Source organism: Burkholderia sp. ABCPW 11 (assembly GCF_001523445.1).
Lineage (GTDB): Bacteria > Pseudomonadota > Gammaproteobacteria > Burkholderiales > Burkholderiaceae > Burkholderia.
On record NZ_LOVM01000037.1, the window covers coordinates 20824 to 34695 of the forward strand.

The following is a 13872-nucleotide window of genomic DNA, read 5'->3' on the forward strand; positions in this document are numbered from 1 at the left end:
GGTTGTCGAATGATCGCACCTCCCGCCGCGCGCGGCAAAGCTTTTGCCGCACGGCATCGCCCACTCTTTCGCCATCGCCGCCCATGAACGCCGTCACTGCCTCGCCCTCCCACGACACGCCGCGCATCGTCGACCTGCAAGCGATTCCGGTCGCCGGCCACGACAGCATGCTGCTCAACCTGAGCGGCGCGCACGGCCCGTTCTTCACCCGCAACCTCGTGATCCTGAAGGACAGCGCGGGCCGCACGGGCGTCGGCGAAGTGCCCGGTGGCGAAAGCATCCGCCGTACGCTCGACGACGCGCGCGCACTGGTCGTCGGCCAGCCGGTCGGCAACCATCAAGCGGTGCTCAACGACGTGCGGCGCACCTTTGCCGACCGCGACGCGAGCGGCCGCGGACTGCAGACCTTCGACCTGCGCACGACGATCCACGCGGTCACCGCGCTCGAAGCCGCACTGCTCGACCTGCTCGGCCAGCATCTGGGCGTGCCGGTCGCCGCGCTGCTCGGCGAGGGCCAGCAGCGCGAGCGCGTCGAAATGCTCGGCTACCTGTTCTACATCGGCGACCGCACGAAGACCGCACTGCCCTACCGCGACGGCCGCGGCGCGACCGACGACTGGACGCGCGTGCGCGACGAAGCCGCGCTGACGCCCGAAGCCGTCGTGCGGCTCGCCGAAGCCGCGCATGCGCGCTACGGCTTCAACGACTTCAAGCTGAAGGGTGGCGTATTCGAGGGGGCACGCGAGATCGAAGCCGTGACGGCGCTCGCCGAGCGCTTCCCCGACGCGCGCGTGACGCTCGATCCGAACGGCGCATGGTCGCTCGACGAGGCCGTGCGGCTGTGCCGCGACCAGCATCACGTGCTCGCGTATGCGGAAGATCCTTGCGGCGCGGAGAACGGTTACTCGGGTCGCGAGGTGATGGCCGAATTCCGCCGCGCGACGGGGCTGCCGACGGCGACCAACATGATCGCGACCGACTGGCGGCAGATGGGCCATGCGGTGCAGTTGCACGCCGTCGACATCCCGCTCGCCGATCCGCACTTCTGGACGATGCAGGGGTCGGTGCGGGTCGCGCAGATGTGCCGCGACTGGGGCCTCACGTGGGGTTCGCATTCGAACAACCACTTCGACGTGTCGCTCGCGATGTTCACGCACGTCGCGGCCGCGGCGCCGGGCCAGGTCACCGCGATCGATACGCACTGGATCTGGCAGGACGGCGAACGGCTGACGCGCGAGCCGCTGAAGATCGAGAACGGGCTGGTGGAAGTGCCGAAGCGGCCGGGGCTCGGCATCGACGTCGACATGGACGCGGTCGCACGCGCACACGAGCTGTACAAGCAGCACGGCCTCGGCGCCCGCGACGACGCGGCGGCGATGCAGTATCTGATCCCGGGCTGGACGTTCGACAACAAGCGCCCCTGCCTCGTGCGCTGAGCATGGGGCAAGCCGGGCGGCGGAACCGCCCGGTCGGACGGGGATCGGCAGGCACGACGCCGTGCGTGGCCGGGCCGGCTGGCGTCGGGCTCGAAACGCCTCGCGAGTGGGACGAGATCCGGATGGCTGCCGCCGTGCCGGACAGGCGGGCCGCGCCTAGCCGGTCAGTCCTAGCCGGGTGTCCGGCCGGACGCCCCTAACCGGGCGTCCCTAGCCGGGCGCCCCTAACCGGGCGCCCCTATCCCCCGCGCCATCCCCGACGCGGCGAAGACGATGACGATCACCAGCACCGCCTGCCAGTGGCCGATCCGCACATAAGTGCGCGCACGGCCGATATCGGGCATCTGCTGCCGCCGCGCGGCGACACGCCAGCGGATCAGCCCCAGCATCGGCGCGATCTCGAGCAGCAGGATCAGTGCGAGCGCGGTCATCTTCAGGTGAAAGAACGGTTCGTGCAGGTAGTACGCGGTCCCTTTCTCGAAACCGCCGAACGCTCGTACAAGCCCCGTCGCGATCAGCACGAGCGCGGACAGCCCCCAGACCGCATCGGCCTTGAACACGCCGGGCAAATCGGCCGCCTGCGACGAAGCGACGAGCCGGCGCAACGCGCGGTTGCGCCCCGCGATCGCGGCGAACGCGACGCCGAACGCACTCAGGTGAATGGCGGCCAGCAACCAATGGACGATCATCGCGCCTCCTTGTCGCCCGCACCCGGTGCGCGAGCCCTGTCAGACGATCTGCTTGAGCGCCGCGTCGAGCGCGAGCACCGCGACGCGGTCGCCTTCGGTCGCGAGCGGCGTGCGCATCACGGTCTGCCGGTTGTGACCGACAGCCGCCGGCGAATCCCACAGCAGCTCGACCTTCGGTCGATTGAACAGGCTGCCGCGGCGCGGCGGCACGACCGCCGGCTGCGCGCCCTGCTCGCCCGCGGCGGGCGCCGCGTGGCCGGGCCAGCGCACCGACAGTTCGCGCGCGTCGTACTGGCCGACCTTGCGACTTTCCATCCAGACGATCGCGGTACGCGTCAGCACGTCGAGCGAAATCGCATACCGGCCAACCGCGAAGCGGCGCGCGGCCACGTTGGTCCGCCACAGCGGCCGCGGCCGGCAGATCCATACGATCGCCGCGTACAGCGCCGGCGCGGCGACGAGCCAGCCGTTGGTCGCCGTCACCGCATGCAGCGCGCGGCGCCAGCCGGCCGCCCACGTGAATGCACCGATCGACCACACGGCGAACAGAAGACCGATCAGCGCGAACACGCGCAGCGCCTGGCGCAACCACTGCGGCAGCGGATGGAACGGCCGCTCGGCCCGTGCAGCGGCGCCCGGCAGCGCGAGCAGCAGGAAGATCAGGATGAGGTAGATGAACGCCCACGGCGACGACACCATCGCCGACAGCGACGAGCGATAGCCCATCTGGGACATCGAGAACAGCCAGCGCGCGAGCAGCACGAGACCGATCGCGCGCAACGCGAAGATCACGCCGGCGCCGGGGGCCGGCGCTGCGCGCGTGGTTTTCGTTCTCGCCAAGACTGCTCTCCTCTGGATATTCGTACCGGCCGGATTTCACGGCACGGCCATTATAGGGACATTACCGTCTGGACAGATGGCCGGATGGCGTGGCGGGCCGCTTCGGGGGCCGTTCGCGGCGCCGGGCGCGGCGAGAATACAACAGATCCGCGCCGCGGATGTGACAACGCCCCGCCGGCAAACCCGGACGGGGCGTCATGAAGGCCGCGCGGCGACGGCCCGCAATCAGCTCGCGTTGACTTCGCGGAGCACCGTGCGGCGCTTCTGGCGCAGCAGTTCCTCGTAGCCCTTCACGTAATTCTGCGCCATCACCTTCGACGAGAAACGGGCTTCGAACGCGGCGCGAACCTTCTCGCGCGGCAGCGTATCGAGGCGCTTGAGTGCGGCGACGGCCGACAGTTCGTCTTCGACGACGAAGCCCGACACGCCGTTGTCGATCACTTCCGGCACCGAGCCGCGCTTGAACGCGATCACCGGCGTGCCGCAGGCCATCGCCTCGATCATCACCAGGCCGAAGGGCTCCGGCCAGTCGATCGGGAACAGCAGCGCATGCGCGTTACCGAGGAATTCGGTCTTCTCGGCCTCGCTGATTTCGCCGATGTACTCGACGTGCGGCAGCGCGAACAGCGGCTTGATCTTCTCTTCGTAGTACGCGCGGTCGGCCTTGTCGAGCTTCGCGGCGATCTTGATCGGCAGGCCGGCCTGCTCGGCAATGCGGATCGCCGTGTCGACGCGCTTCTCCGGCGAGATACGGCCGAGGAACGCGAGGTAGCTCGGCTTCACGTTCGGGATCGGCGTCAGCAGGTTTTCCGGCAGGCCGTGGTAGACGGTCGACAGCCAGTTCGCCTGCGGCAGCGGGATGCGCTGGTTGTCGGAGATCGACACGACCGGCACGTCGCTGAATGCATTGAAGATCGGCTGCAGTTCCGGCAGGTCGAGACGGCCGTGCATCGTCGTCAGATGCGGGACCGGCTGGCGCGAGAACAGCGAGAACGGGTAGTAGTCGATGTGGCAGTGCAGGACATCGAACTCTTCCGCGCGGCGGCGCACCTGCTCGAGGAGCAGCATGTGCGGGGCCATCACGTCGCGGATCGTCGGGTCGAGGCGCAGCGCCTGCGGCCAGCACGCTTCGAGCTTCGCGGACGTTTGCGAATCGCCGCTCGCGAAGAGCGTGACGTCGTGCCCCATCTCGACAAGTGCTTCGGTGAGGTAGGACACCACTCGCTCGGTACCACCGTACAGTTTCGGGGGCACCGCTTCGTGCAACGGAGCGATTTGGGCGATTCGCATGCGTAACTCCTAAAAAATCGGCAAAAAACCAGGTATGGGTCGGCAACCTGCCGGCGGTCCGGGCTGGCTGCGCGTCGCCCGAACATCGGACGAATCGGCCTGCCGGGAGCGTCGAAACCCGCGCTGCTCAAGGAGCGTCGGCGACGCGACAGGCATAGAACGTTTGAAACGAAGACCCGTTGACAGGGGTTCGTAAAAAAACCTGGAATCGAACCCGGAGCCGATTATCTAGGGTTAATCCCGATACGGCGCACGACATTTCAAACACTTTACTTTGTTACAAAGGCGCAACACTTTGCAACCCGCGGACTCGGGCGTCCGTTCTAGAGTGGAAGGCCGTTTTGGCGATCCTTGTTAACCCGCAGCTGCCGGCAGCGCGATTCCGGCATACGACGCAGGACGGGATGCCGGATTTTATCTCAAAATCGAGCGCGAGCCCCTGGCCAAGGCAAGATTCGCGCAGCGCGACGCGCGGCGTTGTTTACAATGCCGGATTATTCAGTCCGGGCGAACGCCGGCCTGCGACCCAGCCGCCACGCTCACTCACCGAATCACCGCACGCATATTTTGGAATCTCTCACCCCCGCCCAGCGCAACGCCCACAACGCGAAGCTGTCGAGCTACGCGCATCGGCCGATCGCGTTCCTGTTCCGCTACATCCGCCTCCACCCCGTCGCGCACCTGGTCGTGCTCTGCAGCGTGTTGGCCGCCGTGGGCTGCGCGCTCGGCTCGCAATATGCGATCAAGCACCTGATCGACGTGCTGGCGACCGGACGCCATCATCCGGGCCCGCTGTGGAGTGCGTTCGCGCTGCTCGTCGGGCTGATCGCGGCCGACAACCTGCTGTGGCGCGTCGGCGGCTGGGTCGCCGCGCACACGTTCGTCGCGGTCACGGGCGACCTGCGGCGCGACCTGTTCCAGTACCTGATCGGCCATTCGCCGACGTATTACTCGGAGAAGCAGCCGGGCACGCTCGCCAGCCGCATCACGGCCACGTCGAACGCGGTCTACACGTCGGAGAACACGATGGCGTGGAACGTGCTGCCGCCGTGCATCGCGGTGATGGGCGCGATCCTGATGATCATCGTCGTCAATCCGCTGATGGCGGCCGGCCTGCTCGGCTGCTCGGCCGTGCTGTCCGTCATCCTGTTCAAGCTCGCCGGCCGCGGCTCCGCGCGCCACCATGCGTTCGCGGCGAAGGCCGCGGCGGTCGACGGCGAGCTCGTCGACGTGATCGGCAACATGGGCCTCGTGCGCGCGTTCGGGATGACGCTGCGCGAACAGAAGCGCTTCAGCGCGACGGTGAAGGCCGAGATGGATGCGCGCCAGCAGAGCCTGCTCTATCTCGAAAAGCTGCGCCTGCTGCACGCAGTGATCACCGCGATGCTGTCCGCCGGCCTGCTCGGCTGGGCGCTGTGGCTGTGGGATCAAGGCCGCGCGACGTCGGGCGACATCGTGCTCGTCAGCTCGCTCGGCTTCACGATCCTGCACGGCACGCGCGATCTCGCGGTCGCGCTCGTCGACGTCACCCAGCACGTCGCACGCCTGTCCGAAGCCGTGAAGACGCTGCTCGAACCGCACGGCATGCCGGACCGCTCGGACGCGCAGCCGCTGTCGGCCAAGGGCGGTCGCGTCGACTTCGAGCGCGTGACGTTCGCGTACCCGCACCGCCGCGCGATCCTCGACCACTTCGACCTTCATATCGAGCCGGGCCAGCGCGTCGGCCTGATCGGCAAGTCGGGCGCCGGCAAGTCGACCGTGCTCGCGCTGCTGCAGCGCTTCTACGACACGCAGGACGGCGCGGTGAAGGTCGACGGCCAGGACGTGAAGGGCATCACGCAGGACAGCCTGCGCCACGCGATCGCGCTGGTGCCGCAGGACATCTCGCTGCTGCACCGGACGATCTACGACAACATCGCGTACGGCCGCCCCGACGCGACCCGCGACGAAGTGCTCGCCGCCGCGCGCGACGCGCGCTGCGCGGAGTTCATCGAAGCGATGCCGGAAGGCTATGACACGATCGTCGGCGACCGCGGCGTGAAGCTGTCGGGCGGCCAGCGCCAGCGCATCGCGATCGCGCGCGCGATCCTGAAGGATGCGCCGATCCTGCTGCTCGACGAAGCGACGTCGGCGCTCGACAGCGCGTCCGAGGAAGCGATCCAGAGCGCGCTCGACCGCCTGATGGTCGGCCGCACGGTGATCGCGATCGCGCACCGCCTGTCGACGCTGCGCAACTTCGACCGCATCATCGTGATGAACAACGGCAAGGTGATCGACGACGGCCCGCCCGACGTGCTGCGCAACCGCCCCGGCCTGTATCGCGACCTGCTCGCGAAGCAGCACGGCCGCCATCATGCGGCCCCCGACGGCAACACGCCGACCGGCGAACGCGTGGCCTGACGCGCCGGCATCGCGCCGACGAAAAAGCCGCCGCGCTTCCCGCACGGCGGCTTTTTCATTTGCGCCGACAGCAACGAATCGGATCAGACCTGCTGCAGATCGCGCAGGAAATTGTCCCGCCACACCGACACGTTGTTCTCGCGAAGCTGCGCGATCATGTCCGCATAGCGCGCACGCCGCTCGGCGAGCGGCATCGTCAGCGCCTGCGACAGCGCATCGGCCATTCCGTCGATATCGATCGGATTGACGATCAGCGCGCCCGTGAGCTCGCGCGCGGCGCCCGCGAAGCGCGACAGCACCAGCACGCCCGGATCGTCCGGATTCTGCGCGGACACGTATTCCTTCGCCACGAGGTTCATCCCGTCGCGCAGCGGCGTCACGAAACCCACGCGCGCGAGCCGGTACAGCGCGGCCAGCACCTGACGGTCGTACTGACGGTGAATGTAGAGGATCGGCGCCCAGTCGAGCTCCGCGTAGCGCCCGTTGATACGTCCCGACTCCGCTTCAAGCTGCAGGCGGATGTCCTGGTACGCACGCAGGTCCGCACGCGTCGACGGCGCGATCTGCAGGAACGACACGCGGTTGCGGATCGACGCCTGGTGCTCGAGCAGCTTCTCGAACGCACGGAATCGTTCGACGAGCCCCTTCGAATAATCGAGCCGGTCGACGCTCATGATCAGTTGCCGCCCGCGCAGCGACGTCGCGAGCGTGCGCACCGCCTTGCCGTGCTCGCCCGCCTGCGCGAGCGACGCGATCTCGTCCGGGTACACGCCGATCGGATAGGCGGCCGCGCGCAGCGTCTGGCCGAACGCGCGTACGCGCACCGTGTGCCCGTCGTGCTCGACCTCGCCGTCCGCCTCGAATTCGACGTAATCGCAGAACGCGCGCAGATCGGGCCCGGTCTGGAAGCCCAGCAGATCGAATGCGCACAGCGACTCGACGAGCTCGCGGTGCGGCGGCACGTTGACGAGCACCTGCGCGGCCGGAAACGGGATGTGCAGGAAGAAGCCGATGCGGTTCTTCACGCCGGCGTCGCGCAACGCGCGCGCGAACGGAATCAGGTGATAGTCGTGCACCCAGATCACGTCGTCGTCCTGCAGCAGCGGCACGAGCTGCTGCGCGAGCCAGACGTTGACGCGGCGATAGCCGTCGAATTCGTGGCGATCGTACTGGATCAGGTCCGCGCGGTAATGGAACGCGGGCCATAGCGTCGCGTTGGAAAACCCGCGGTAATACTGGTCGTAATCGCGGCGCGACAGCCCGACCGTCGCGAACGTCACGGGCCCGCGCTCCTCGATGCGGATCTGCGGCTGCGGTGCGCCGGACGCGACCACTTCGCCGCTCCAGCCGAACCACATGCCGCCGGTTTCCTTCAGCGCGTCATAGACACCGATCGCGAGGCCGCCCGCCGCCGGTTCGCCTTCCGAAATCGGCGCGACGCGGTTTGAAACGATGATGAGCCGGCTCATGCGTGCGGCTGCCCCGCGCCGAGCCAGCAGGCGATCTGCTCATGCAATGCGTCGACCGAATCGAGCCGCATGCGCGCGGACGTCTCGCCCGCACCGACCTTGATCGACAGGCCGCCGCGCGCGTTGACCACCGCGAAGCCCTTCTCGTCGGTCAGATCGTCGCCCGCGAACAGCGGCACGCGGCCCGCAAAGGGCGGCTCGTCGAGGAACGCGGCCAGCGCGCGGCCCTTGTCGACGCCCTTCGGCTTGATCTCGAACACCATCTTGCCGGGTTGCAGCACGTACGCATCCGCATAGTCGGCGACGAGGCGCTCGGCCGCTTCGCGCGCCACCGCCTCGCGCTCGGGCGCATTGCGAAAGTGCAGCGCGACGGCCGCGCCCTTGATCTCGAGCAGCATGCCCGGATGGCGGTCGACGACGTCCGCGAGCTCGCGCTCGATGCGCAGCAGGCGTTCGTCGTTGAAGCCGATGCGCTGCGTGTCGCCGTTCGCATCGCGGCGCTCCGCGCCGTGCAGGCCGGCGATCGGCAGGCCGGGCATCTTCAGGAACGTGTCGAGGTTGTCGATGCCGCGCCCGGACACGATCGCGACCGCGCCGTGCGAGCGGCGCGACAACTCGTCGAGCAGCGTCAGCAACGACGGCGGAACGCGAATGCTGTCGGGCGTCGGCGCCAGTTCGACGAGCGTGCCGTCGAAGTCGAAGAAGAACGCGGTATCGGTCAGGGACAGGGAAGCCGGAACGGATTGCATCGATTCGATAGTCTGAGGGGCGGCCGGCACATGCCGGCCGCCGCTGCGCGAATGGAGTTGTGCGCATCTTACCGCGCCTGCGCGTCCAGATGGGCGAAACCGCGGGCAGCACGGACATCGCGCCGCCCGCTGCGCCAACTGCGACATATTGCCCCGCTCGCCCGCGCCGTACGGGTTTCGAAAGGACGCAGGCGCGCGAATTGCGCTACAGTCGCAACCGCCTGCCGCGCGACGCCGCCATACGGGCAATTTCGGACATTCCCGTAGAATGTTTTTTAATTTGGGGTTGCCACGACAACGTCCGCTCGCCGCGTTGCGCCCCTTGCGGATACGGTCAGCGTCACGCGCCTCGCGAGCGGCCGTTCTCGTGGCAGCGCATGCGCGTTCCATATGGAAACAGTCCCTGAGATGCCGTCTGCCTGTCCCGCGCCGCGCCGGCGCTTCTCCCGCCTCATCCACACGGCCGCGGCCCTCGCCGCCGCCCTGGCGCTCGCCGCGTGCACGCACGACGAGCCACGCTGGAACCTCACCAACGTCACCGGCCACCTGCCCGACCTGTCGTTCGAGCTGACTGGCGGCGACGGCCATCCCGTCGATGCCGATGCGTTCCGCGGCCGCGTCGCGCTCGTCTACTTCGGCTACACGCACTGCCCCGATGTCTGCCCCGAAACCCTGGCGCGGCTGATGGAAGTGCTGGCGAAGCTCGGCCCGCAGGCGGACCACGTGCGCATCCTGTTCGTCTCGGTCGATCCGGCGCGCGACACGCCGCAGGCGATGCAGTCCTATGTCGCCGCGTTCGACGCCGCGCACGCGCGCGGCCTGACCGGCACCGACAGCCAGATCGAATCGCTCGCGAAGCGCTATCGCGTCGCGTACCAGATGGAAAAGCGCGATCCGTCCGGCGGCTACGAAGTGACGCACAGCTCGGCCGTCTACATCTTCGACGCGACCGGCCGCGCGCGCCTGCTCGCGACCGATCGCGATTCGCCCGACGCCATCGCCGCCGATGTGCGCCGGATCATCGACCCTGCCTCCACGACCTGAATTCCGCGATGAACACGAAAACGACCCTCAAGACGTTCGCCCTCCTCGCCGCGCTGTGCGCCGGCGCTCACGCCTATGCCGCCGGCGCGATCAGCGCGCAGAACGCCTGGGTGCGCTGGCTGCCGAACAAGCTGCCCGCGGGCGGCTACGTGACGCTCGTGAACACCGGCGACAAGCCGATCGACCTCGTCGACGTCGACAGCCCCGACTACGGAATGGCCATGCTGCACCAGACGGTATCGAACGGCTCGACGCAGAAGATGGAGATGGTCGACAAGCTGACGATCCCCGCGCGCGGCAAGGTCGACATCGCGCCGGGCGGCTATCACTTCATGCTCGAGGAGCCGAAGCACGCGATCAAGCCGGGCGACACCGTGCATCTGCGCCTGAAGTTCTCCGACGGCGAAACGGTCGATGCGCCGTTCGCCGTGAAATCGCCGGCCCGGGCGAAGTGATGCACGCACGATGAACCTCCTGTACTGGCTCGATCCGTGGGAACCGTCGCCGACCGTGGTCGTCGCGGTGCTGGCGGCCGCCGTGCTGTTCGCACGCGGTGCGAAGAAGGCGAAGGTGTCGCCGCTGCGGCAGTTCTCGTTCTGGTTCGGGCTGACGGCGCTCTATATCGCGCTGCATACGCGGCTCGACTACTTCTTCGAGCACGAATTCTTCATGCACCGCGCGCAGCACCTGGTGCTGCATCACCTCGGGCCGTTCTTCATCGCGCTGTCCTATCCGGGCGCGGCGATCCGCGCAGGCATTCCGTTCCGCTGGCGACAGCGCTTCGTGCGCCCCGCGCTCGCGTGGGTGCCGGTGCGCGCGACGCTCGACGTGGTATTCCATCCGGTCGTCGCGGTCGTGCTGTTCGTCGGGCTGATCTATTTCTGGCTGCTGTCGCCGATCCACTTCATCGCGATGCTCGACTGGCGTCTCTATCGCGTGATGAACTGGAGCATGGTGATCGACGGGCTGCTGTTCTGGTGGCTCGTCGTCGATCCACGTCCCGCGCCGCCCGCGCGGCTGTCGCCGGGCCGCCGGATCCTGATCGTCGTCGCGGCGATCCCGCCGCAGATCGCGCTCGGCGCGCTGATCTTCTTCACGCCGCACGAGCTGTATCCGATCTATTCGATCTGCGGCCGCGCGTTCACGTGGCTGAGCCCGCTGCGCGACCAGCAGATCGGCGGCCTGCTGCTGTGGATTCCCGGTTCGATGATGAGCGTGATCGGCGCACTGATCGCGCTGCGGCACTGGCTACGGCTGTCCGCGCGCGGGCGCCTGATCGGCGAACGGGCCGCGCGGCGCACGGACGAACCGCGCGTCGCACGCGGCGCGCACTGACTGCCGCGCAGCGCGGCGCGCGTCATCACGCGCGCGCGCTGCTCATCCAGACGTGCGGGATGCCGTCCTCGTCGTGCACGTCCGAACTCGGCGTGAAGCCGAATGCTCCGTAGAAACGTTGCAAGTGAGCCTGTGCATGCAGGCTCACCGGCGTATCCGGCCACTGCGCGCGGATATGCTCGAGCGCGCGCGACAGCAGCCCGTTGCCGAGCCCCGCGCCGCGAAACGCGGCGGTCGTCAGCACGCGGCCGATGCGCACGTCGGTGTGCTGCGCGTCCGGCAGCAGCACGCGCAGATAGCCGGCCAGACGGCCGGCCGGATCGAAGGCCGCCAGGTGCCACGCGGCCTGGTCCGCATCGTCGATGTCGCGATACACGCAGTTCTGTTCGACGACGAATACGGCGCTGCGCGCTTCGAGGATCGAATAGATTTCGCGCGCCGTCAGCGCGTCGAAGGATTTCCAGCGCCAGTCGAGATCGGCGGTGCTCGGGGATGCGGCAGGTGCGGATGCGTTCATGTGCGGTCCTGAGTCGGGCGCGCCGACCGGCGCGCGGCAACCGTCGATTATGCCTCGAAGCGCGCCTCGCGCGCGACCGCCTGCCCGCGCCCGAAAAAAAGGCCCCGCATCGCGGGGCCTGCTCGTCATGCCGTCATACCGGCATCTGGCCGAAGCGGCCGCTGTTGAAATCCTCGATCGCGGTACGAATCTCCGCTTGCGAGTTCATCACGAACGGACCGTAGCCGACAACCGGCTCGTCGATCGGCTCGCCGCTCAGGATCAGCAGCTTCGCGTCGCCGTTCGCTTCGATCTCGACGTCGCTGCCGTCGCGGCCCAGTTGCACGAACTGCGCTTCGCGGGCCACCGTCTCGCCGTTCACCTGCACGGTGCCGCTCAGCACGACCACCGCGAGCGTACGCCCTTCGGCGACCGGGAACCGCGCATGACCGCCTGCGACGAGCCGCACGTCCCACACGTCGATCGGCGTGTGCGTGCGGGCCGGGCCGCGTCGCCCGTCGAGCTCACCGGCGATGATCCGCGCCCGTCCCGCGCCGTCCGGCAACTCGACCACCGGGATATCGGCGTTCAGCAGCGTCTGATAGCCGGGCGCGCCCATCTTGTCCGCGGCGGGCAGGTTCACCCACAGCTGCACCATCTCGAGCGGGCCGCCCCGCTTCGTGAACGCCTCCGAGTGGAATTCCTCGTGCAGGATCCCGCTCGCGGCCGTCATCCACTGCACGTCGCCCGGGCCGATCGTGCCGCCCGCGCCGGTCGAGTCGCGGTGCGCGACTTCGCCGTCATAGACGATCGTCACCGTTTCGAACCCGCGGTGCGGATGCTGGCCGACACCGCGCGGCGTGCTCGTCGGTTCGAACGTCGCCGGGCCCGCGTAATCGAGCAGCAGGAACGGGCTCAGGTGCGTGCCGTGAGACTGATAGCTGAACATCGAACGCACCGGGAAACCGTCGCCGACCCAATGACCGCGCGGCGCACTGTACACACCCTGGATCTTCTTCATTGCCTTCTCCGTATTGCGGCGAAACCCGTGTTTCGCATCCATGGATGACAATATAGAGATGGAACGATCGATCCGGTAGACTGCCAAAATCGCACTCAGCGTTCCATTTCATGAACGATAAAGCGCGGGATCTGAACGATCTCTACTACTTCGTGCAGGTCGTCGAACACGGCGGCTTCGCGCCGGCCGGGCGCGCGCTGGACATGCCGAAATCGAAGCTGAGCCGCCGCATCGCGCTGCTCGAGGCGCGGCTCGGGATGCGGCTGATCCAGCGTTCGACGCGCCGCTTCACGGTCACCGACGTCGGCCAGACCTATTACGCACATTGCCGCGCGATGCTCGTCGAGGCCGATGCCGCCGACGAGGCGATTGCGCTGCTGCACGAGGAGCCGCGCGGCATCGTGCGCGTCAGTTGCCCGATCGTGCTGCTCGATTCGCTGGTCGGCACGATGATCGCCGCGTTCATGGCCGCGTGCCCGCGCGTCGAGATCCACCTGGAAGCCACGAATCGGCGCGTCGACGTGGTCGGCGAAGGAATCGACGTCGCGATCCGCGTGCGCCCGCCGCCGCTCGAGGACAGCGATCTCGCGCTGCGCGTGCTCGCCGAGCGCGGCCAGTGTCTCGTCGCGAGCCCCGCGCTGCTGCGCGAGCACGGCGTACCGGTCGTTCCCGCCGACCTTGCGCGCCTGCCGAGCCTCGATCACGGCGTGCCGCAGTCCACGCACGTGTGGCGGCTGCGCGGCCCCGACGGCGCGCACGCGGAAATCCATCACCAGCCGCGCTTCGTGACGGGCGGCATGCTCGCGCTGCGCGCGGCGGCCGCCGCAGGCGTCGGCGTCGTGCAATTGCCGACGATGATGGTGCGCGACGAGGTGTCGCGCGGTGAACTGGTCACGGTGCTGCCCGACTGGGCGCCCCGCCGCGAAATCGTGCACGCGGTGTTCGCGTCGCGCCGCGGGCTGCTGCCCGCGGTACGGGCGCTGCTCGACTTTCTGGCCGAACGGTTCGCCGAACTCGAACCCGACTGAGCACGCCGCATCGCGCACGACCCAGCGCTGCAGACCGCGCGCGGGTGCCGTAGACTGCGGTACGCGCAATGCGCA

The 13872-nt window shown here is 68.3% G+C and carries 13 protein-coding genes; 6 read left to right on the forward strand and 7 right to left on the reverse strand.

Annotated features, from left to right (window positions below):
* Window positions 1-83 precede the first annotated feature (83 nt).
* Window positions 84-1436: a glucarate dehydratase gene (gudD, locus tag WS61_RS16405; RefSeq protein WP_059501540.1), complete on the forward strand. Its 1353-nt coding sequence runs from the start codon at window positions 84-86 to the stop codon at window positions 1434-1436.
* A gap of 224 nt (window positions 1437-1660) precedes the next feature.
* Here gudD and WS61_RS16410 read toward each other — a convergent pair whose 3' ends face one another.
* The 3 genes from WS61_RS16410 to WS61_RS16420 form a co-directional block, all read right to left on the reverse strand.
* Complete coding sequence (locus WS61_RS16410) at window positions 1661-2125, reverse strand: DUF2214 family protein (RefSeq protein ID WP_059501542.1); 465 nt, start codon at window positions 2123-2125, stop codon at window positions 1661-1663.
* A gap of 39 nt (window positions 2126-2164) precedes the next feature.
* Window positions 2165-2965: a hypothetical protein gene (locus WS61_RS16415; protein WP_059501544.1), complete on the reverse strand. Its 801-nt coding sequence runs from the start codon at window positions 2963-2965 to the stop codon at window positions 2165-2167.
* Window positions 2966-3190: 225 nt separating this feature from the next.
* Window positions 3191-4255 (reverse strand): glycosyltransferase family 4 protein, encoded by a 1065-nt coding sequence (locus WS61_RS16420; protein ID WP_034186533.1) that lies wholly within the window; start codon window positions 4253-4255, stop codon window positions 3191-3193.
* A gap of 567 nt (window positions 4256-4822) precedes the next feature.
* Here WS61_RS16420 and WS61_RS16425 point away from each other — a divergent pair.
* The gene (locus WS61_RS16425) at window positions 4823-6655 is read left to right on the forward strand and encodes an ABC transporter ATP-binding protein (RefSeq protein WP_059501546.1); all 1833 of its coding nucleotides are present in this window, start codon (window positions 4823-4825) and stop codon (window positions 6653-6655) included.
* Between the two features lie 83 nt (window positions 6656-6738).
* Here the strand turns inward: WS61_RS16425 and otsA are convergent, their stop codons facing one another.
* Both otsA and otsB read right to left on the reverse strand, forming a co-directional pair.
* On the reverse strand, window positions 6739-8124 hold the full coding sequence (otsA, locus tag WS61_RS16430; protein ID WP_059501547.1) for an alpha,alpha-trehalose-phosphate synthase (UDP-forming): 1386 nt from the start codon (window positions 8122-8124) through the stop codon (window positions 6739-6741).
* The gene (gene otsB / locus WS61_RS16435; protein ID WP_034206805.1) at window positions 8121-8873 is read right to left on the reverse strand and encodes a trehalose-phosphatase; all 753 of its coding nucleotides are present in this window, start codon (window positions 8871-8873) and stop codon (window positions 8121-8123) included. Before otsB ends, otsA begins: the two co-directional genes overlap by 4 nt.
* 408 nt (window positions 8874-9281) lie before the next feature.
* On the opposite strand from otsB, the gene WS61_RS16440 reads away from it, so the two are divergent.
* Genes WS61_RS16440 through WS61_RS16450 form a run of 3 tightly spaced genes read left to right on the forward strand, consistent with a single transcriptional unit; the run spans window position 9282 to window position 11252 of the window.
* Window positions 9282-9917, forward strand: a complete 636-nt coding sequence (locus tag WS61_RS16440; protein ID WP_059501549.1) for an SCO family protein — start codon at window positions 9282-9284, stop codon at window positions 9915-9917.
* Between the two features lie 8 nt (window positions 9918-9925).
* Window positions 9926-10372: a copper chaperone PCu(A)C gene (locus WS61_RS16445; RefSeq protein WP_059501551.1), complete on the forward strand. Its 447-nt coding sequence runs from the start codon at window positions 9926-9928 to the stop codon at window positions 10370-10372.
* 10 nt (window positions 10373-10382) lie between these two features.
* Window positions 10383-11252 carry a cytochrome c oxidase assembly protein gene (locus WS61_RS16450; RefSeq protein ID WP_059501553.1) on the forward strand — a complete coding sequence of 290 codons (870 nt, stop codon included), beginning with the start codon at window positions 10383-10385 and terminating at the stop codon, window positions 11250-11252.
* 25 nt (window positions 11253-11277) lie between these two features.
* On the opposite strand, the gene WS61_RS16455 is transcribed toward WS61_RS16450, so the two are convergent.
* Together WS61_RS16455 and WS61_RS16460 are read right to left on the reverse strand one after the other, a co-directional pair.
* Window positions 11278-11769 (reverse strand): GNAT family N-acetyltransferase, encoded by a 492-nt coding sequence (locus WS61_RS16455; RefSeq protein ID WP_034206801.1) that lies wholly within the window; start codon window positions 11767-11769, stop codon window positions 11278-11280.
* Window positions 11770-11902: 133 nt separating this feature from the next.
* Window positions 11903-12769 carry a pirin family protein gene (locus WS61_RS16460; protein WP_059501715.1) on the reverse strand — a complete coding sequence of 289 codons (867 nt, stop codon included), beginning with the start codon at window positions 12767-12769 and terminating at the stop codon, window positions 11903-11905.
* A 110-nt stretch (window positions 12770-12879) separates the two neighbouring features.
* On the opposite strand from WS61_RS16460, the gene WS61_RS16465 reads away from it, so the two are divergent.
* Window positions 12880-13797 carry a LysR family transcriptional regulator gene (locus WS61_RS16465; RefSeq protein ID WP_034206799.1) on the forward strand — a complete coding sequence of 306 codons (918 nt, stop codon included), beginning with the start codon at window positions 12880-12882 and terminating at the stop codon, window positions 13795-13797.
* Window positions 13798-13872: the final 75 nt, after the last annotated feature.